Annotated in this window: 20 protein-coding genes; 14 read left to right on the top strand and 6 right to left on the bottom strand. The window is 73.6% G+C overall.

The features are described 5' to 3' along the window. The first annotated feature begins 65 nt into the window (after positions 1–65). The 4 genes from O7627_RS13020 to O7627_RS13005 all read left to right on the top strand — a co-directional run bounded on the left by O7627_RS13020 (position 66) and on the right by O7627_RS13005 (position 4,049). On the top strand, positions 66–1,100 hold the full coding sequence (locus tag O7627_RS13020; protein WP_278093766.1) for a trypsin-like serine protease: 1,035 nt from the start codon (positions 66–68) through the stop codon (positions 1,098–1,100). A 98-nt stretch (positions 1,101–1,198) separates the two neighbouring features. After that, positions 1,199–1,600 carry a carboxypeptidase-like regulatory domain-containing protein gene (locus O7627_RS13015; protein WP_278093765.1) on the top strand — a complete coding sequence of 134 codons (402 nt, stop codon included), beginning with the start codon at positions 1,199–1,201 and terminating at the stop codon, positions 1,598–1,600. A 199-nt stretch (positions 1,601–1,799) separates the two neighbouring features. Further along, on the top strand, positions 1,800–2,567 hold the full coding sequence (locus tag O7627_RS13010; protein ID WP_278093764.1) for a polyprenol monophosphomannose synthase: 768 nt from the start codon (positions 1,800–1,802) through the stop codon (positions 2,565–2,567). Positions 2,568–2,609: 42 nt separating this feature from the next. After that, on the top strand, positions 2,610–4,049 hold the full coding sequence (locus O7627_RS13005) for an aldehyde dehydrogenase family protein (RefSeq protein ID WP_278093763.1): 1,440 nt from the start codon (positions 2,610–2,612) through the stop codon (positions 4,047–4,049). Positions 4,050–4,121: 72 nt separating this feature from the next. Here the strand turns inward: O7627_RS13005 and O7627_RS13000 are convergent, their stop codons facing one another. Further along, the gene (locus O7627_RS13000; RefSeq protein WP_278093762.1) at positions 4,122–4,526 is read right to left on the bottom strand and encodes a ChaB family protein; all 405 of its coding nucleotides are present in this window, start codon (positions 4,524–4,526) and stop codon (positions 4,122–4,124) included. 251 nt (positions 4,527–4,777) lie between these two features. Here O7627_RS13000 and O7627_RS12995 point away from each other — a divergent pair, with 251 nt between their 5' ends. From O7627_RS12995 to O7627_RS12980, 4 genes are all read left to right on the top strand, one after another. Beyond that, entirely contained in the window at positions 4,778–5,833 is a 1,056-nt protein-coding gene (locus O7627_RS12995) for a YihY/virulence factor BrkB family protein (protein ID WP_278093761.1), read from the top strand. A gap of 37 nt (positions 5,834–5,870) precedes the next feature. Next, complete coding sequence (locus O7627_RS12990) at positions 5,871–6,281, top strand: DUF2795 domain-containing protein (protein WP_278093760.1); 411 nt, start codon at positions 5,871–5,873, stop codon at positions 6,279–6,281. A 46-nt stretch (positions 6,282–6,327) separates the two neighbouring features. Then, positions 6,328–6,789, top strand: a complete 462-nt coding sequence (locus O7627_RS12985) for an SRPBCC family protein (RefSeq protein ID WP_278093759.1) — start codon at positions 6,328–6,330, stop codon at positions 6,787–6,789. 114 nt (positions 6,790–6,903) lie between these two features. Then, positions 6,904–7,167, top strand: coding sequence for a hypothetical protein (locus O7627_RS12980; protein ID WP_278098264.1), 264 nt, complete (start codon positions 6,904–6,906; stop codon positions 7,165–7,167). On the opposite strand, the gene O7627_RS12975 is transcribed toward O7627_RS12980, so the two are convergent. Next, positions 7,128–8,501, bottom strand: coding sequence for an MFS transporter (locus tag O7627_RS12975; RefSeq protein ID WP_278093758.1), 1,374 nt, complete (start codon positions 8,499–8,501; stop codon positions 7,128–7,130). The genes O7627_RS12980 and O7627_RS12975 overlap by 40 nt on opposite strands. A 182-nt stretch (positions 8,502–8,683) precedes the next feature. Between O7627_RS12975 and O7627_RS12970 the strand changes: the two genes are divergently transcribed. Continuing rightward, on the top strand, positions 8,684–8,896 hold the full coding sequence (locus tag O7627_RS12970; protein ID WP_278093757.1) for a hypothetical protein: 213 nt from the start codon (positions 8,684–8,686) through the stop codon (positions 8,894–8,896). 102 nt (positions 8,897–8,998) lie between these two features. Beyond that, positions 8,999–9,460 carry a DUF6401 family natural product biosynthesis protein gene (locus O7627_RS12965; RefSeq protein ID WP_278093756.1) on the top strand — a complete coding sequence of 154 codons (462 nt, stop codon included), beginning with the start codon at positions 8,999–9,001 and terminating at the stop codon, positions 9,458–9,460. Between the two features lie 2 nt (positions 9,461–9,462). On the opposite strand, the gene O7627_RS12960 is transcribed toward O7627_RS12965, so the two are convergent. Further along, positions 9,463–10,377: a hypothetical protein gene (locus tag O7627_RS12960; RefSeq protein ID WP_278093755.1), complete on the bottom strand. Its 915-nt coding sequence runs from the start codon at positions 10,375–10,377 to the stop codon at positions 9,463–9,465. Positions 10,378–10,566: 189 nt separating this feature from the next. On the opposite strand from O7627_RS12960, the gene O7627_RS12955 reads away from it, so the two are divergent. After that, a complete protein-coding gene (locus O7627_RS12955) occupies positions 10,567–12,720 on the top strand; it encodes a SpoIIE family protein phosphatase (RefSeq protein WP_278093754.1) in 2,154 nt (717 codons plus the stop codon). 79 nt (positions 12,721–12,799) lie between these two features. Next, on the top strand, positions 12,800–14,110 hold the full coding sequence (locus O7627_RS12950; RefSeq protein WP_278093753.1) for a cation:proton antiporter: 1,311 nt from the start codon (positions 12,800–12,802) through the stop codon (positions 14,108–14,110). Between the two features lie 122 nt (positions 14,111–14,232). On the opposite strand, the gene O7627_RS12945 is transcribed toward O7627_RS12950, so the two are convergent. After that, positions 14,233–15,330: an FAD-dependent oxidoreductase gene (locus O7627_RS12945; protein WP_278093752.1), complete on the bottom strand. Its 1,098-nt coding sequence runs from the start codon at positions 15,328–15,330 to the stop codon at positions 14,233–14,235. Between the two features lie 128 nt (positions 15,331–15,458). Here O7627_RS12945 and O7627_RS12940 point away from each other — a divergent pair, with 128 nt between their 5' ends. After that, on the top strand, positions 15,459–16,844 hold the full coding sequence (locus O7627_RS12940; RefSeq protein WP_278093751.1) for a glycoside hydrolase family 6 protein: 1,386 nt from the start codon (positions 15,459–15,461) through the stop codon (positions 16,842–16,844). Positions 16,845–17,053: 209 nt separating this feature from the next. Next, positions 17,054–17,626, top strand: coding sequence for a general stress protein (locus O7627_RS12935; protein ID WP_347404708.1), 573 nt, complete (start codon positions 17,054–17,056; stop codon positions 17,624–17,626). Positions 17,627–17,723: 97 nt separating this feature from the next. On the opposite strand, the gene O7627_RS12930 is transcribed toward O7627_RS12935, so the two are convergent. Both O7627_RS12930 and O7627_RS12925 read right to left on the bottom strand, forming a co-directional pair. Continuing rightward, positions 17,724–18,113, bottom strand: coding sequence for a hypothetical protein (locus tag O7627_RS12930; RefSeq protein ID WP_278093749.1), 390 nt, complete (start codon positions 18,111–18,113; stop codon positions 17,724–17,726). Between the two features lie 468 nt (positions 18,114–18,581). Then, positions 18,582–19,403 carry an SDR family oxidoreductase gene (locus O7627_RS12925; RefSeq protein WP_278093748.1) on the bottom strand — a complete coding sequence of 274 codons (822 nt, stop codon included), beginning with the start codon at positions 19,401–19,403 and terminating at the stop codon, positions 18,582–18,584. Between the last annotated feature and the right edge of the window lie 16 nt (positions 19,404–19,419).

Genomic DNA, 19,419 nt, shown 5'->3' with positions numbered 1-19,419 from the left:
TGGCGCCCGGCAGGTCCTAACGTCCCATCCGAGCACGTGCAGCTCGATGAGGAGGTTGATCCAGAGTGGATCCCACAACCACCGTCCCCCGGTCGCGACACCTGATCGCGATCACCCTCACCGCCGTCCTGGCCGCCGCCGCGGTGGCCGCCGCCCCGACCGCGGCCGGCGCGGCGGCGCCGCCCGCCGCCGCGCACACCGCGGTCGCCGACGCCGGCGCACCGCCGGCCGCCGACCTGTCGTCCGGCAGCGCCGCGTCAAACACCGCCGTGGCCGGGCCGGACGGCGCCGGGCTGTCCGGCGCGGCCGGCTCCGGGGCCGCCGGCTCCGGTGGCTTCTCGGCCACCCCGCTCGCGCCCCGGCCGCCGATGGCCGGCATCCAGAGCATCATCGGCACCGACCAGCGGGTCCGGGTCGACCCGACCACGGTCTTCCCGGCCCGCGCCATCGTGCAGGTCGTCCGGGCCACCGGCGGCAGCACCTTCGGCTGCACCGGGTGGCTCTACGGGCCGAGCATCATCGCCACCGCCGGGCACTGCGTGCACCCGGGCGGCGGCGCCAACGGAGGCGGCGGCAACGGCTTCTACCCGCGCGCCGACTTCACGATCATCCCCGGCCGCAACGGCGCGACCAATCCGTACGGCACCTGCACCGCGACCCAGCTGCTCTCGGTCAACGGCTGGACCGCGAACGGCGACGAGACCTACGACTACGCGGCGATCCGGCTGAGCTGCGCGGTCGGCAACACGACCGGCTGGTTCGGCCTGTGGTGGCAGGGCGCCACGCTGACCGGGACAGCCACCACGGTCAGCGGCTACCCGTGTGACAAGCCGTTCGGGCAGCAGTGGCGACACGCCGGCCAGACCGTCGCGGTCACCCACGACCGGCAGGTCTTCTACCAGAACGACACCTTCGGCTGCCAGAGCGGCAGCCCGGTCTACCAGACCAGGGCGGCCGGCAGCTCGTTCTGCACCGGGCAGTGCGTGCTGGCGATCCACGCGTACGGCCTGCACGGCTCCGCACCGCACTCCACCAACAACCACGGCACCCGGATCACCGAGAGCGTGTTCAACAACCTGATCGGGTGGCGGGACTCCTGACGGGTGACCGGGCGGTGGCCAGCGGCTGGCCGCCGCCCGGAACCGGACGCCCGGCCGGCGCGTCCTAGTGACTGTCCGTGATATTCCGAGGAGGAGCGATGGGCGGCAGACGCGTGGCGGTGATCGTGCTCCTGGTGGCCGCGCCGCTGCTGGTGGCGGCGGCGGCCGCGCTGGCGCTCGGTGGCGACCGGCCGGTCTCCGACGACGGCCCGGCGCCGTCGTCGACGGGGGCGGACCCGATGGGCACCGTGACCGGGGTGGCGACCACAGCCGACGGACGCCCGGTGGCCGGGGCCGCGGTGCTGGTGACCGCCCTGGACGACCCGGCGCCGGCCATTCCCGAGATGGGGGTCGTCACCGGCCCCGAGGGGCGCTACGAATGGCGATTGCCGCCAGGTCGTTACGAACTCGTGGCGCGCGCCGACGAGCGGGACGGCGCACCCCGTACCACGACCGTGACGGCGGGAACGGTGACCCGGCTCGACCTCAGCCTGCCCTGACCGCGGCCGCCGCCGCACCGGTGATTCCGGCAGCCGTCCGGCCCGACCGCCGGGTGGCTGCCGCGCGTTCGGCGTGCTGCGGGGTCGGGTGGTCGAGGTGATAGACAGGTAGTACACGACTGGCCCACGCACCGGGGCCGACAGACCACCTGGCTACCCTCTCCCCATCACCGCCGCCGGCAAACCGAGGATACGAGTAATGATCGAACCCGTGCAGCTGCCCGCTCCCTGGCGAGACGCCCGCCTCACCGTCGTGGTACCCACCTACAACGAGGCGGGCAACCTGCCCGTACTGGTGGAACGACTGCTGGCGCTGCCGCTGCCCGGGTTGACCATCCTGGTCACCGACGACAACTCGCCGGACGGCACCGGGGAGGTGGCCGACAAGCTCGCCATCGAGCAGCCGGACCGGGTGCGGGTGGCGCACCGGGCCGGCAAGGAGGGCCTGGGCCGCGCCTACGTCGACGGCATCAGCCGGGCGCTGGACAGCGGCGCGGAGTACGTCGCGCAGATGGACGCCGACCTGTCGCACCCGCCGGAGGCGCTGCCCGGGATGCTGGGCGCACTACTGTCCACCCGGGCCGGTGTGGTGATCGGTTCCCGCTACGTCCCCGGCGGCCAGCTCGACGAGGCCTGGCCGCTGTATCGTCGGGCGCTCAGCGGCTGGGCCAACTTCTACGTGCACACCCTGCTGCAGGTACGCATCCGCGATCTGACGGCCGGCTTCAAGATCTGGCGGGCCGACGCGCTGCGGGACATCGGCCTGGACCGGGTGCAGTCCAATGGGTACAGCTTCCAGGTCGAGATGCACTACCTGGCCACCAGACTCGGGCACACCATCCTCGAGGTGCCGATCCGGTTCGAGGAGCGCAACGACGGCGAGTCGAAGATGACCACGGCCACCAAGATCGAGAGTGCGCTGATGCCGTTCAAGCTGCGGACCCGGCACCGCAACATCCGCCGCTAGCCCGCTGGTTTGTCCCGGTCCTACCGGGGCATCCACCGCCTCATGTACCAGGTGCGGCAACTCATCGCGGGCGGGTGGGGACCGGACGGGGACGCCGGTGAGCTACTCGTGCTGGACCCCTCCGACGGCACCGAGGTGAGCCGCGCGCCGGTGGCCGACCCGGCAGCGGTGGCGGCGGCGGTGAAGGCCGCCCGCGAGGCCGCCCCGCGCTGGGCCCGCACCGCGCCCGCCGAGCGGGCCGCGGCCCTGCACCGCGCCGCGGCGGCGGTGGAGGCGGCGGCCGACCAGCTCGCCGAGGTCCAGACCGCCGAGATGGGTCGACCCGCGGGCGGCGCGCGCGGCGGGGTCGAGGCCGGCGTGGCGAGCCTGCGCCAGTACGCCGAACTCGGTCCGGTACACCGCGGCCGGGCACTGGCCGGACCGGCCGAGGCGATCGACCTGATGGCCGTCGAGCCGCGCGGCGTGGTCGCGGCGATCACCCCGTGGAACGACCCGGTGGCGGTCACCTGCGGGCTGCTCGGCGCCGCCCTGGTGACCGGCAACGCGGTCATCCACAAGCCCAGCGAGCGGACCCCCGCCACCGGCTGGCTGCTCGCCCGGCTGCTCGACGAGCACCTGCCCGACGGGGTGCTCTCGCTGCTCACCGGCGCCGGACCGGTGGGGGCGACCCTGGCCGCCCAGGACGTCGACGTGGTCGCGCACGTCGGCTCGACCGCCACCGGTCGGGCCATCGCCGCCGCCTGCGCGGTCACCGGCGCCAAGGCGCTGCTGGAGAACGGCGGCAACGACCCGGTCATCGTCGACGCCGACGTCGATCCCGAGTGGGCGGCACGGCAGATCGCGCTCGGCGCGTTCGCGAACTCGGGACAGCTCTGCGTCGCGGTCGAACGGGTCTACGCGCACACCTCGATCGTCGAGCGCCTCTCGGCCAGCCTGGTCCGGGTCGCCGAGGCGATGAAGGTCGGGCCGGGCCGGGACCCGCGCACCGAGTTGGGTCCGCTCGTCGACCGGCGGCACCGCGACCAGGTGCACGGCCAGGTGCTGGCCGCCGTCGCCGACGGTGCCCGGCTGCTCTGCGGCGGGTTCGTCCCGGACGGACCGGGCGCCTTCTACCCGCCGACCGTGCTGGCCGACTGCACCGACCGGATGGCGGTCATGCGGGAGGAGACGTTCGGCCCGGTCGCCCCGGTGCTGGCGGTCGACTCCTTCGACGAGGCGCTGTCGCGGGCCGCGAACTCCGCGTACGGGCTCTCCGCCACCGTGCTCACCGGTTCGATGCAGCACGCCCAGCGGGCCTGGCGGGAGCTGCCGGTCGGCACCGTGAAGATCAACGCCGTCTTCGGCGGGGCGCCCGGCGGCGCCGCCCACCCGCGCCGCGGCAGCGGTCAGGGCTTCGGGTACGGCCCGGAGCTGCTCGACGAGCTGACCGCGACGAAGGTGGTGCACATCAGCGCGCCCGACGGCCCGAAGTGGGGCTGGTGAGCCGGCGCGGCCACCACCGGTAGGTGCGCGGGCCGTTCGCGGAGAGTTGCCGGCCGGCGTCGGCGGGCCGGCTCAGCGCCGGCCCAGTGCCCGCCGGCTCTGCCTGGCATTGGCCTTCTGGATGGCGCCCACCAGTTCGGCCTTGGTCATCCGGGACCGGCCCCGGATGTCGAGCCGCCTGGCGACCGACAACAGGTGGTCCTTGGAGGCGTTGGCGTCCACCCCACCGGCGGTCGGCGCCCGCCGGGCGGGTCCACCACCGGCTGCCTGCGCGTCGCTCGGTCCCCGGCGCGCCTTCGGCTCCCAGTGGTCGCCGACCTTCTCGTACGAGTGCTTGACGGCGGCGAACGCGGTCCGGTGGGCGCGCTGCCCCTCGCCGTAGGTCCGCACCGCCGCGTCATGCGTCTTCTCCCAGGTCTCCCGGGCCTTGCGCGGCGAGCGTTTCAGGGTGCTGGGAACCACCTCGGGTGCGGGCATCACGCTCCTCCTTCCCGTCGGCCGCGGGCCCGGCGTCAGGTCGGCGCCGTCGGCGCGCCCCGGTCAGTCCGTCCGCGTTTCCCGCGGTCAGTCCGTCCGCGTTCCCCGTCCGGCAGCCGGCAAACCGGCCGGTCCCGAGGCGGGTTTGCCGGTTACCCTGCCGGGGTAGGGCCTCCGCCACCAAGCCCGCGTCCGGGACCCCACCCGGGAGGGGTCCGACGGCGGGCGAGCGGCGGCAGCAGGGAGAAGCGATGGCGGCAAGGACCGACGGGGCGTCCACGACCACTGCCGTCGAGGACGAGGCCGGGGAGGCCGGCGGTACCGGCAGCGCCGAGGGGGCCGGCGGCGGGAAACCGGGCGGTCGGCGCGCGCCGCGGCTGCCGTACCGGATCCGGCAGTTGCGGTGGCGGACCTGGCGGGACGCGTTCGTCCGCGCCGCCCGGGGGTTCTTCGGGCACAACTGCCCGGACTGGGCGGCGGCGCTCACCTACTACGGGGTGTTGGCGGTCTTCCCCTCCGCCATTGTGATCGTCGCCCTGGTCGGGCTGGTCTCCGACGGCGAGCAGACCGTCGACACCATCGTCGGGCTGGCCCGCGACGTCGGTGCCGGACCGGTGGTCGGCGACGACACCTTCACCGAGGTGATCCGCTCGGTGGTGGTCCAGCGGAACTCGGCAAGCGTGCTGCTCAGCTTCGGGCTGCTCGCCGCACTCTGGTCGGCGTCGAACTTCATCGGCTCCTTCACCCGCGCCTCGAACGCGATCTACGGCGTCCAGGAGGGTCGGCCGTTCTACCTGCTCCGCCCGCTCCAGGTGGGGCTCAGCGCCGTGGTGCTGGTGCTGGTGGCGGCGGTCGCCACCCTGCTCATCGTGAGCGGCCCGGTCGCCGACGCCGTGGGTGACAGGATCGGCCTGGGCGACGCCCTCCGCACCGCCTGGACGGTCGCGAAGTGGCCGCTGCTGGTGCTGATCATGATGCTGTTGCTCTCGCTGCTGTTCTGGATCGCGCCCAATGTCCAGCAGCCGCGGTTCCGCTGGCTGACGGTCGGCGGGGTGGTGGCGATGGCCTCCTGGGTGCTGGTCTCATCCGGATTCGGGCTGTATGTGGCGAACTTCGGCTCGTACGACGTCACCTACGGCAGCATCGGCGCGGTGATCGCCTTCCTGGTCTGGCTCTACCTGTCCAACTGCGCGCTGATGCTGGGCGTCGAGATCAACGCGGAACTGCAGCGCGGCCGGGCGCTGCAGGGTGGCGCCGAGGAGCCGGTGGAGCCGGCCCTACCGCCGCGGTCACCGGCCGACGGATAGGCGTTTAGCCACTCCACCCCCGGGTAGCGCAATAGACATGGAACGTGGCAACAGCAAGCACGGACCGCGGCTGGACGACGAGATGAGCCGGGAGGTCGAGGGAACGGTGCACGGCACCGCCGGCTCCCGGGTCGAGGAGTGGCGCCAGCCGGAACCGCCCGGTGAGGACCAACCGGAGCCGACCGTGGTCCCGACCGGCGACACCCGCATCGGTGTGCCGCAGGGGATGACCCCGGAGGAGGTCGAACAGCGCAGCCGACTCGGGCGGTTCATCAGCCTCTCGGCACTGCCCGGTGACCGGACCGCACTGCGCCGCAGCGCCGAGGAGAACGAAGCCCCCGACGATGTGCTGACGCAGCTGGACCGGCTACCCGACGGCACCGAATACGAGACGGTCTCCGACGTGTGGGCCGCGTTGGGACACCCGAACGAGACACACCGCTGGTGACCGGCCGCGATCCGGCCGACCGGCGACAGATCAAGGAGGAAGTGCCATGGGCGCAGTGACCGAATCCGTTGACGTGGCGGTGCCAGTCCGGACCGCGTACGACCAGTGGACCCAGTTCGAGGAGTTTCCCCAGTTCATGTCCGGGGTGCAGGAGGTCCGCCAGATCTCCGACACGATGACCCACTGGACGGTGGACATCGCCGGGGTGAAGCGGGAGTTCGACGCGCAGATCACCGAGCAGCTGCCCGACGAGCGGGTGGCGTGGACGTCCACCGGCGGCACCAAGCAGGCCGGGGTGGTCACCTTCCACCGGCTGGACGAGCAGCACACCCGGGTGACGTTGCAGATGGAGTTCGAGCCGCACGGCGTCGCCGAACAGGCCGGCGACAAGCTCGGCGTGGTGGACCGGACCACAAAGGGCGACCTCAAGCGGTTCAAGGAGTTCATCGAGAGCCGCGGCGCCGAGACCGGCGCCTGGCGCGGCCAGGTGGACCGGCCCCAGCCGTAGGCCCGCCCGGCACCACCACCGGCGCGGCGGCCGTCCCGGAACACCCGGGGGGTCGCCGCGCCGGCGTTTCGGCGAATGCCCGCCGGGTACGCCAGGGGGATGACCGAGAACCGGATGGACGACGGCCAGGAACGCGCCTGGCGGGACGAGGAACGGTTGCCGCTGAGCGAGTTGGAGCGGGCGATGGGCGCCGCCGCCTCCGACGGCGAGGTGGACGACGTGACCGGCAGCGACGCCGGTGCCGAGTCGGCCTTCGGGCACGGCGCGGAGCCCGCCGACACGCCGCCGGCCGGCCACGGTACGGACGGCGGCCGGGAGATGACCGACAACCAGCGCCGCTACCGACCCTCCACCACGGGTCGTACCGGCCCCAACTGATCCCCGTCGCCAGCCGGGCCGGCGGGCCGGGTCCGCCGGCCGCCGCTGGCGTGCAGGGCGAGCAGCACCACCGTGAGGACGACAAGCGACGGGCCGAGGGCCTCGACCGAGAACCGGCCGATCAGGATGCCGATGCCGGCCGGGGCAAGGGTGCCGCCGAGGCCGGCGGCACCGATCTGCATGCCGATGGTCCGGTCGGCGTGGGCGGCCCCCACCCGCTCGGCGGTGGTGAGGGTGAGCAGCGGGAAGACCGGGGCGGCGCCGAACCCGATGGTGGCGAGTCCGACCACCGCGAGCGGCGCCGGCCCCGGTACGGCCACCAGGACCGCGCCCACCACCATCGCCACCAGGCTCCACCGCAGCACCCGGGCACTGCCCAGCCGTTCGGCCACGAACCCCTGCACCACCCGGCCGACGAAGAGGCTGCCCCAGTAGATCGACACGCACACCCCGGCGACCGTCGCGCTGAGGCCGCGCCCCTCGGTGAGCAGCAGGAAGGCCCACAGCCCGGCGGCCACCTCGATCGCGACGTAGACGGCGAAGCCGAGGGCACCGAGCCAGACCGCGGGCAACGCGAGGGTCTCCTTGATCCGCACCGGCCCGACCGGCGGCGCCGGCGCGACGGCCGGCTCCGGCCCCGCCACCGGCTCCGGCCCCGCCACCGGCTCCGGTCCTGCCGTCGGCTCCGGCTCTGCCACCGGCTCCGGTCCTGCCGTCGGCTCCGGCTCCGCGGTCGGTTGCCGCGTCGACGTGGTCGCGGCCGACCGGTGGTTGGCCCAGGCACCGGCGGTGCGGGCGAACGCGAGCGCGAGCAGTAGCTGGGCGGTGGCCACGATGCCGTAGCCCCACCGCCAGGCCAGGCCGGTGCTGAGCACCGTCGTCATGATCAGCGGGCCGATCGCCACCCCGAGCCCGAAGAAGGCGTGCAACCAGTTCATGTGCCGAGGGCCGAAGGCGGTCGCCGCGTACGCGTTGAGGCCCGAGTCGATGGCTCCGGAGCCGAGCCCCAGCAGCAGCCCGAACCCGAGCATCACGGTCAGCCCCGGCGACACGGAGTAGCCGGCCAGGGCCAGACCGGCCATCCCGGTGCTCGCCGCCAGCAGCCAGCCGACGCCGAGCCGGGCGATGCTGAATCCGGCCGCCACGCTGGAGATCAGGTAGCCGGTCGTGCTGACGGTCAGCAGCAGGCCGACCGCGGCGGTCGGTACGCCGAAGTCGGGGCTGATCGATGGCCAGCCGACGCCGAGCAGGCCGTCCGGCAGCCCGAGGCTGATGAAGGCGAAGTAGGCGAGGAGCAGCAGGGGGAAGCGGGTGGACGGTGGGGCTTTCGGCACGACCGGCGATCTTTCCGTACCACCAGCTGGCACGCCAGCCGGTTGGCTCCCGGGCCGGCAGCCCGACCTCGGCGGACCGGGCCGACGGTGACCGGACACCAGATCGATTATCCGGACAGACAACCCGGAAATGGTCCGATCGGCTGACGGCACCGCCGCCCCGGTGTGGGCAGAATTTCGGGATGCATCAGGCTCCCGGTTTCCTTTCCGCGCGCCAGCGCCGCTGGGCGTGGGTCGGCTTCGTGCTGGCCGCCCTGCAGGCCCCCGTCTCCGCCCGGCTCGTCTCCGACGCCTCCTGGCTCTTCAGCGTCTGTGTGGCGCTGATGGTTGCCACGGTGATCCTCGCCGACGACGCGATGCGGCGTCAGCCGGCCGAGTCCGGCCCGGCGGACTAGTTCGGGTCAACCCCGCGACCCACCCGGATTCGACCGCCCGCCGGCCGGTACCCACCGACCGGACGAGGTGGTCGGGATGCCCGTTGGCTACTGTCGGGTCACATGTATGGGCTGCTCAGCGGGGGTGCCCGGGGTCCGGCCGTGCGGCCGGCACGCTCGGTGTTGACCTCCCTGATGGAATCGGTCGGCACCGCTGGGCTCGCCGCTGCGGCGGACCGGCCGAGTCTGCTGGCCGAGATTGATCAGCACGCCGCGGCGGTCCGCGACAGTCTGGCCGCGGCGGGCAGCGTGGTACACGACGCCGCCCTGGCCGGCTACGCCGAGGGGGTACGCGAGGCGGCCGGCAGCCACGGCTGGCAGCCCCCCACCACCCGTGAGCACGACGGCTCGACGCTCGACGGCTCGACAGTCGACTGGTCGGCCCCGGACTGGGTGCTGGCCCGGCTGGTCGCCGTCTGCGCGCTGGCCAGCGCCCAGGCCGCCCGGGACCGGACGGCCTGGGCCGCTTGCCCGCTCAACGGCGGACCGCCGCCGGCCGGTGGTGACCGGCCGGCGGCGGGGTGAACTCACCGACCACTCGAACCCGGTCGGTTCTGGCTGGCGCCGCTGGTCCCCGGGCCGGCCGAGCCGCCGGACTGCGGGCCTCCGCTGCCCTGGGTACGGCCCTGGCCACCGCGGGCTCCCGCCATCGCCGGTGACTCCTGACCGGCTGGCTGGTTCTGACCACCGGTCCGATCGGCCATCTGCCGATCCATGTCGCCCCGGCCGGCCGCGTAGCCCTGGCCCCGTTCCCGCATCATCCGGGACTCGGTGCTGGCCCGCTGCAGCCAGAGCTCCAGGCGGTGCTGCATCGGCTTGACCAGACCACCGCCGACCCCGACGATGAGCACCCCGGCGACCGTGGCCAGCACGGCGATCAGCACCGGTGTGGTGACGGTGGTGGCGATGCCGACCTGGTTCAGCGCGGCGATCACACCGAGCGCCACGATGAAGATCGAGGTCAGGGTCGCCAGCACCCGGCCGTACGAGAGGCCGCCGAGCGCGCCGGTCATCAGGTCGCGGACGGCACTGGCGATCGCCGCCGCCACCACCACGATCACGATGGCCACGAAGGCCCGCGGCAGCCAGGCCACGACCGCGCCGATCAGGTCACTGATCGCGTTCGGACCCCAGACGCCGAACGCGAACTGCAACGTGAACAGCATGACCGCGTAGAACGCGAGCTTGGCAAGGATGTCGCTGGCGTCGTATCTGGTCCGCTCCAGCGCCCGGCCGACCCCGCCACGTTCCACGGCCCGGTCGAATCCGACCCGTTCCAGGGCCCTATCAACGATCTTTGCGACGAACCGGGCGATGATCCAGCCGATCACCAAGATGGCGATGAAGGCAATCGCCCGCGGCACGAATAGAAGTACCGATCTCCACATGTCGATCAGGGCGTCACCGACGTCGACCTGCCTGACCGCGACGGTTTCGGACATGCTGTCCCTCCTGTCATGGACTTGCCGACGCCCGCATACCCCATGATCTTGTTACCAACCCCACCAGGTCAGAGCATTTTTCGGATTTCGGGTCCGAAACGGCGCACGCCGACGCCGTTCCCATCCGCCCGCCGGCGCCCCGGGGGTCCGTCCGTAACCGGATTCGATCGTTCCCGTTAGGCTGCTGTCATGCCAGGCGCCGTTGGGCGGATCCCCGCCGCTCCTCCCGCGCCGCCGGCCGCTGTCGCCGCGGTGGTCGGACCGCCGGCCGGGGCCCGGGCCTGGCACGACACCCCACTCGGCCCGCCCGAGCAGTGGGACCCCGCCCTGCACGCCGTGGTCGACCTGCTGCTCTCCTCGCCGGTGCCGATGGCCCTCGGGTACGGCACCGAGTTGGCCCTGATCTACAACGACGGGTACGCCGAGCTGATCGGCACCAAGCACCCGACGGCCTTCGGCCGCCCGCTCGCCGAGGTGTTCGCCGAGGGGTGGCACGAGCCCGGCATGGGCGACGTCATCGAGCGGGTACTGCGCACCGGCCAGCCGCAGCTGCAGAAGGAGGTCCTGCTCCCGCTGGTACGCGCCGAATCCGGCCTGGTCGAGCAGGCGGTCTTCACCCGGGGTTACTCCGCGGTGCGCGACTCCCACGGCCAGGTGATCGGGATGCTCACGGTGACCGCCGAGACCACCCAGGTCACCCGCCGGTTGCAGAGCCTGAGCGAGCTGACCTCGGCGCTGTCCGGCACGCTCACCCTCGACGACGTGGCCCGGGTGACGCTGCGCAACGCCGCGGCCTCCTTCGACGCCGACCAGGTCGCCTTTGGCGTCGACGACGGCGCCGGCTGGCGGGTGGTCCGCCGGGTCCGCGGCGAACTGCTCGACGAGGCCGATGAGCGGCTGCCGCCGCTGTGGCGCCGGTTCCCGGCCGACTCCCCCGCGCCGTTGATCGTCACGGCCGGCAGCGGCACGCCCGCCTACCACGCCGACGGCCAACCGCTGCTCGACACGGCGCTGGACCGGCACGACCAGAAGATCCGGGCACTGGCGGCGTTGCCGATCCGCACGCCGTCGACGCGCGGCGCGCTCACCGTCGGCTACCAGCGCCCGCACGACTGGTCGCCGGCCGAGCGGGCGCTGCTGGCCGCCTCCACGGAACTTGTCGCGCAGGCGGCCGAACGGGCCCGCCGGTTCGAGACCCAACACGGCATGTCCCAGCTGCTGCAGCGCAGCATGCTGCCGGAGCACCTGGCCGACCTGCCCCGGATGCGGATCGCCGCCCGGTACGAGCCCGGTGTCGACGGGAACGCCGCCGGCGGCGACTTCTACGACTCGTTCACCCTGCCGGGCGGGCAGCTGGCCGTCGTCCTCGGCGACGTCGCCGGGCACGATGTGCAGGCCGCCGCGTTGATGGGGCAGGTCCGGGCCGCGCTGCGCGCGCTCGCCCTGACCGACCCGGACCCGGCGGTGGTGCTGCACGGGCTGGACCGGCTGGTGCAGAGCCTCGGTGCCGAGGCGCACAGCGACGAGCTCTTCGTCACCGTCGTCTACGGCGTGGTCGAGCCGGAGACCGGACAGCTCACCGTGGCCAGTGCCGGTCATCCGGCCCCGGTGCTGCGCCGGCCGACCGCCGACGGGCCGGTCTCCGCCCGGTTCGTCGAGGTGCCGCCCGGCGTGCCGCTGGGCCTGGACGGCGTCCGGGTGGCGGTCACCGTCGATTTCCGGCCCGGCGACACCCTGCTGCTCTACAGCGACGGGGTGGTGGAGCGTCGCCGCCAGGGGCTCTCCGCCGGGTTGGCGGCGCTGGCCGAGGCGGTCGCCGGCGCGCCGAGCGGGGACCCGCGGGCGCTCTGCGCGGTGGCCACCGGCGCGGTGCCCGGAGCCACCGAGGACGACGTTGCGGTGCTCGCGGTGGAGCACGCCACCGCACCCAGCCGGTCCGCCGGGCTGGAGGTGCCGGCCGAGCCGACCGCGCCCGGTCGGGTCCGGCACTGGTTGACCGCGCAGCTCAACGCCTGGCAGGTGCCCGAGGCGGTGATCGGCTCGGCGGTGCTGTGCACCAGCGAGTTGACCACCAACGCCCTGCTGCACGCCGGGACGGCGGCCCGGGTGGAGATCGACCTGAGCCCGGAGCGGCTGCTGGTGTCGGTGGCCGACAGCGGCACCCGCGGCACGGTGACCCGGACCAGGACCGAGGCGCTGAGCAGCCGGGGGCGCGGCCTGGGCCTGATCGAGCAGCTCAGCGACGCCTGGGGCACCGATCCGACGGTGCGCGGCTCGACCGTCTGGTTCGAGATGCTGATCCCGTCCACCGGTGCTGAGAGCAACGCCACTCGCCCGGACTGACCGGCGAGAGTAGCCGGGGGTCCGGCAGGGAATGGTAAGGCACCTCCCCACCCGCGGGGTGGGCTGGAAGAGGTGTGTGGTGGATCCGATCGACCTCGCGTTCGCGCTGCTGGGACTGGGCGCTCTCCTGGCCGGAGTGCTGCCCCGGCTACTCGAACGGCAGCCACTGTCGATGCCGATCGCCTTCCTCGCGCTGGGCATGCTCGTCTTCGCGCTGCCGATCAGCCTCCCGACGCCGGATCCGCTCAGCCATCCCACCATCGCCACCCACCTCGCCGAGGTGGGGGTGATCGTCGCCCTGATGGGCGCCGGCCTGAAGATCGACCGGCCGCTCGGCTGGCGACGCTGGTCGGCGACCTGGCGGCTGCTCGCCGTCGCCATGCCGCTGACCATCGCCGCCGTGGCGCTGCTCGGCTGGTGGTGGGTCGGCCTGGCGCCGGCCGCCGCGCTGCTGCTCGCCGCCGCGCTGGCGCCGACCGATCCGGTGCTCGCCGCCGACGTGCAGGTCGGCGAGCCCAACGACGTGGAGGACCCGGAGGACGAGGTCCGGTTCGCGCTCACCTCCGAGGCCGGTCTCAACGACGGGCTGGCCTTCCCGTTCGTGTACGCGGCGATGGCGATGGCCGCCGCGGCGGTCGCGGCGGAGGGGCCCTGGTCCTGGGTCGGCCCCTGGGCGACCGTTGACCTCGCGTACAAGGTGGGCATGGGCGTGGTCGGCGGACTGGCGGTGGGATGGCTGCTCGGCCGGCTCTTCTTCCGGGTCCGGTCGGAGGCGCTGCAGTTGGCCCGCCACTCGGAGGGGTTCCTGGCGCTGGCCGCCACCTTCCTGTCGTACGGCGTGGTGGAGGTGCTCGGCGGCTACGGCTTCCTCGCGGTGTTCGTGGCCGCCCGGGCGATCCGGGCGGCCGAGCGGTCGCACGAGTACCACCAGGTGTTGCACGACTTCGCCGAGCAGGTCGAGCGGCTGCTCACGGTGCTGTTGCTGCTGCTGTTCGGCGGCGCGGTGGTGAGCGGGCTGCTCGCGCCGCTCACCTGGCCGGCGGTCGGCGTGGCGCTCGCCCTGATCTTCCTGGTCCGGCCGCTGTTCGGCTGGTTGTCGCTGCGCGGCTCGCCGGGCCGGCCGGCCGAGCACTGGGTGATCGCCTCCTTCGGCATCCGGGGCGTCGGCACCTTCTACTACCTGGCGTACGCGACCGGACAGGAGGCGTTTTCGCAGGAGGAGCTGCTCTGGGCGACGGCAGGGCTGGCCGTGATCGTCTCGGTGGTGGTGCACGGGATCGCCGCCACCCCGGTGATGCGGCTACTGGACGGCGCCGGCCGGCGGATCCCCCGGCAGCACGGCGCCGAGGCGCCGGTGCCGGCCGCTGAGCAGGCCGCCACCGGCGGCTGACCCGGGCGGCCTGCGCACCGGAGATCCGCGGGCGGACCGGCCGGTCGGCGACCACGGTCAGGGTCGCGCTGGCAGCCTCCGCCGTGGCGGACCCGCCGTGGCGGACCCGCCGTCGACTCCGGTCAGGCCGCGGCGAGCGCCCGGCCGAGCTCCCGGCCGGACCGCCAGGCGGTCTGCACCCGGGGCCGACCGAACGCGTCGCCGGCCAGCGCCACCCCGGCATCGTCAAGGTGGAACAGCCGCCCCCCACCGGCCGAGCCAGCCGAACCGGCCGAACCGGCCGAACCGGCCGAACCGGCCGAGCCAGCCGAGCCAGCCGAGCCAGCCGAGCCAGCCGAGCCAGCCGAGCCGGCCGGGCCGGTGGGGCCGGGCGCGCTGGTCGGGTGCGCGTAGCTCCACCGGTGGACGTACCGGTCGCGGGCGGGCCGGGGCAGCCGGAGCAGATCCCGTACCGCCGCCTCGACGGCCGGGCCGGCGGCGGCCGGCTCGGCGAGGTGCCGGCCGGCGAAGTCGGCGGTGGTGTGGGCGACCAGCACGGCGGCGCCGTCGCCGCGCCGGGCACCGTCGTCCCAGATGCCGCCGAGCACCGGGTGGCCGTTGACGAAGGCACCGTCGAAGTCGGCCCAGTCCCGGTCGGCGTAGCGCAGCACGACCGCGAGCACCGGCGACCACCGCTGGCCGCCGGCCGCCGCCACGGCCGCGGTCAGCCGCGGGTCGAGCAGCCGGGCGGCCTGGGGTCCGGGCATCGCCAGCACCACCGCGCGGGCGGGTTCGCCGTCGACGAGTGGGCCGGGTTCGATCCGTTCGACCGGGGCGCCGGTCTCGACCGGCAGGTCGGCGGCGAGCTGCTCGGCCAGGGACCGCAGTCCGGCGGGGGCCGCCCAGCGCATCGGGCCGGGCACCGGCCGCGGCCCGCCGGCCGGTTCACCACCGGCGCCGCACTCGTACGCGACGAAGGTGTCGGTCCACTCGCGGGCCAGTCCGGCCGCCTGCCATCGGCGTACCAGGTCGGCGAAGCCGGGGTCGTCGACGGTGAAGTAGGCGGCGCCGAGGTCGGCCGGGCGCCCGTCGAGCCGCCGGCTCGCCAGCCGCCCACCGGGGACCCGGGAACGCTCCCGGAGTCGGACCGGCACGCCGGCCGAGCGGAGTTCGGCCGCGCAGGCGAGGCCGGCGATGCCGGCTCCGACGACCACGACCTGGGTACGACCATTGCCCGTCATCGCCCGATCGTAGGGCTCGAACTACACATCCTCTTCACACGGACGCAACATACCCGTACGGTGGTGACTGTCTATGGGAGCGCTTCCAGTTACATAGCTCGATCCCCACCGCCCGAAGGGAGCACCGCATGCGCGCGAGAACCGCACTCACCGCGGTCATCGCCACCAGCACCATGGCACTTGCTGTAGCCACCGTGACCGGTGTCGGACTACTGCGACCCAGCCCCGCTGAGGCCGCCGACTCAGTATTTTACGTCGATCCGCAGACGCAGGCCGCCCGCTGGGTGGCCGCGAACCCGGGCGACTCGCGGGCCGCCGTGATCCGGGACCGGATCGCGAACGTGCCGGCGGCCCGCTGGTTCACCCAGCACAACCCGAACACCGTCCGCAACGAGGTGAGCTCATTCGTGGGCGCCGCCGCGGCGGCCGGCAAGATCCCGATCATGGTCATCTACAACATCCCCGACCGGGACTGCAACAACCACAGCGCGGGCGGGGCCCCGAACCACGGCGAGTACCGCCGGTGGATCGACGAGGTGGCCGCCGGGATCGGCGGCCGGGCCGCCACCGTCGTCGTGGAGCCGGACGTGCTGGCCCTGATGACCAGCTGCCAGAACTCGTCCCAGCAGGCCGAGACCACCGCCTCGGTGGCGTACGCCGGGCAGCGGATCAAGGCGGCCTCCTCGCAGGCGAGGGTCTACTTCGACGCCTCGAACTCGGCCTGGCTGCCGGCCGGGGAGATGGCCAGCCGGCTGGTGCGGGCGCAGGTCGCCAGCAGCGCCGACGGCATCGCCCTGAACGTCTCGAACTACCGCAGCAACGCCGAGACGATCCCGTACGCCAGGTCGGTCCTCAACGGAATCGGCGCCTCGCACCTCAAGGCCGTCATCGACACCAGCCGCAACGGCAACGGCCCGGTCGGCACCGAGTGGTGCGACCCGCCCGGCCGGGCGATCGGAGTGCCGAGCACCACGAACACCGGTGACAGCGCCATCGCGGCGTTCCTCTGGGTGAAGCTGCCGGGCGAGGCGGACGGCTGCATCGCCAGCGCCGGCCAGTTCGTCCCGCAGCGGGCCTACGACCTGGCGATCGCGGCCGGCCCGGTGCCGACCACGCCGCCGGTCACCACCCCGCCGCCGGTCACCACCCCGCCGCCGAGCACGACCGCTCCGCCCACCACCCCGCCGCCGGGCAACGGCGCCTGCCGGGTCGCCTACACCACCAACCAGTGGTCGGGTGGCTTCACCGCCGACGTCCGGGTGACAAACGGCGGTTCCGCGCTGAGCAGCTGGACCCTGACCTTCACGGTCGGCTCGAACGTCCAGCTCAGCAACGGCTGGAACGGCACCTGGAGCCAGTCGGGCAGCACCATCACGGTGCGCAACGCCGCCTGGAACGGTTCGCTGCCGGCCGGCGGCACCGCCAGCGTCGGCTACCAGGGCACGTACAGCGGCAGCACGTTGCCGGCCGCGAGTTCGTTCGCCCTCAACGGAAGTGCCTGCACGGCCGGCTGAACCTCGCCGCCGGCCAGGTCCGGTCCGCGCCGGGCGTCCCACGGCGCGGACCGGACCACCGATCCGCCACCATCGCCAAACGTCCGGTCCCGGCCCCGATCGCCGGAAAACGTCGCCGGCCCGGGGGTTACCGCTCCCGGCCGGCCGGGAACCCAGCGCGCTGACGAAGGAGGCAGATCATGAGCACATCCAGGACCCCGACCGAGGCCATGCGGCCAGGTATGCCGGGTATGCCTGGTGGCACCAACCTGCCACCCGGACCCGCCGGCGGCACCTCCGCGCCGGCCGACTACGGCGACCTGGCCTACGGCGATGCCGCCGGGCAGCCGACCGTCACGATGGCGTCCTACCCGGACTACCCGTCGGCGCAGCAGGCGGTCGACTACCTGGCCGACAACAGGTTTCCAGTCGAACGGACCGCCATCGTCGGTACCGACCTGACGCTCGTCGAGACGGTGCTGGGCCGGATGACCACCGGCCGTGCGGCACTGGCCGGTGCGGCGACCGGCGCCTGGTTCGGTCTCTTCATCGGACTGCTGTTCGGCATCTTCACCATCGGAAACTGGCTGGCCGTCATTCTCGCCGGTCTGGTCATCGGTGCCCTCTGGGGCGCGATCTTCGGCGGTATCGCGCACGCGATGACCGGCGGCCGGCGCGACTTCACCTCGGCCAGCTCACTGCGGGCCAACCGGTACGCGGTGACCGTGGACGCCAACTTCGCCGACCAGGCCCGGCAGCTGCTGGCCCGGATGAACTGGCGACCCGCCGAGACGGCGCACTGACCCAGGACCTAACCACCACCACCGAGAGAACGGCCCCGGGGCGGTGCCCCGGGGCCGTTCCGGCATTGCCACGGCTGCCGGCGCGGCGCCGTTGCGGCTACCAGTGCGGCGGCAGGCCGACGAGGAACCCGGCCAGCCGGTCGGCGATGAGTTCGTGGTCCCGGGACGACGGATGCCAGTGGCAACCGCCGTAGTCGAGTTCCGAACCCGGGTAGTACCAGTAGTGGATCCGGCGGTCACCCCGGTCGGCGCGCTCCGCCACGATCTGTCGGGCGGCGTCGACGAGCGCGGGGGTGCCGGCCACGTCCGTCGCACTGACCACGATCGTCGTACCCGGGCCGTACCACGCCCGCAGCCGGTCGAGGAACCCGTGATACGCGGTGCGGTACGCCGCCGCCAGCGTCTCAGGCGTCCACTGCTCGCCGGGTTGATCGCAGTGGAGAAGTCGTTGATGCCCAACCCGACGACGACGAGCTGCGGCCGCCACCGGCGGTCACGCCAGACGTCGCCGTCCACGTTGAGCTGCGCGCGACCGTAGTAGGTGCGGTAGTCGGTGCCGGGTTCGCCGCCGTTGTAGTTGCGGACCATGCCCCGGCCGGAGAAGGCGTTGAGCTGGTAGTCGGCGTTCAACCGCCGGGCGGTGCGGGCGCCGAAGCTGAGGTCGGCGTTCGTGGTGCCGTTGACCTCGTCACCGGTGCAGTCCCGGGTGGCGGAGAGGTTGCCGTAGCCGGCGGTGTAGGAGTCGCCGATGAAGTGGCCGGCACGCCCGATCTGCCCAGCCGGGAGCCGTCGACCGGTTGCCCGGCCGCCGCCGCCTCGGCCGTCCCCGGCAGCAGCACCGCGGTCACCAGCGTGGCGGCCAGTGCCACCGTTGCTCTCGTCGATCGCACGCGCGCCCCTTCCCGCGGCCGGCGTGCTCCGGTCTCCGGGGACCCGGCACCACAGGTAAAGATGATTATCGATGGACGGGCCGGCTATAACCGGCCGGTCCGGACCCGACAACGTCGGCGAGGAAGTCCTCCCAGGTCCGGCGGCCCAGCGCCGGCCCCGGAGCGAGGTTGGCGCCGGCCCGGAACGCCCGGGCCACCGCCCCCGGCAGCGGCGTCGGGACGACGGCCCGGCGCAGGCCGGCGGCCCGCAGATAGCCGCGGAGCAGATCCGCCATCGAGTACGTCCGCGGTCCACCCATCTCCGGCACCAACCCGGCCGGCGGCAGCAGCGCCAGCTCGGCGAGCCGGGCCGCCACCTCGTCGGCGTCGACCGGCTGGAACCGGAAGCCGGCCAGCGCGGGCAGCACCGGCAGCCGCGACAGCTGCCGGGACATGGTCAGGATCAGGTCGTGGAACTGGGTGGCCCGCAGCGTCGTGAACGGCAGGCCGGAGTCGGCCACGATCCGCTCGGTGGCCAGTTTCGACCCGTAGTAGCCGAACATCGCCCGGTCGAGACGGCTCGTCATCGGCACCCGGTCGGCCCCGACGACCGAGACCAGCACGAGCTGCGGGCGACCCGCCTGGGTCGCCGCGCGTACCAGGTTCCCGGTCTTCTGCTCGTCGCCGCGGGGGCTGCCGGCGCAGTGCACGATGATCCCGGCGCCGGCCACCGCCGCCCCGACGCCGGCGCCGGTGGCCAGGTCGCCGGTGACGAACTCGACGCCGGAGTCGGCGGCAGGCGGGCGCCGGCTGAGCACCCGCACCGGACGGCCGGCGGCGCGCAGCCGGGCGACGAGGGGCCGTCCGAGCGTGCCGGTGCCTCCGGTGACCAGGATGGGTGCGGTCATGTTTCCTCCGTACGTC

It is taken from the genome of Solwaraspora sp. WMMD1047 (assembly GCF_029626155.1).
Classification (GTDB): Bacteria; Actinomycetota; Actinomycetes; order Mycobacteriales; family Micromonosporaceae; genus WMMD1047.
This window is presented reverse-complemented; position numbering and strand designations above follow the sequence as displayed.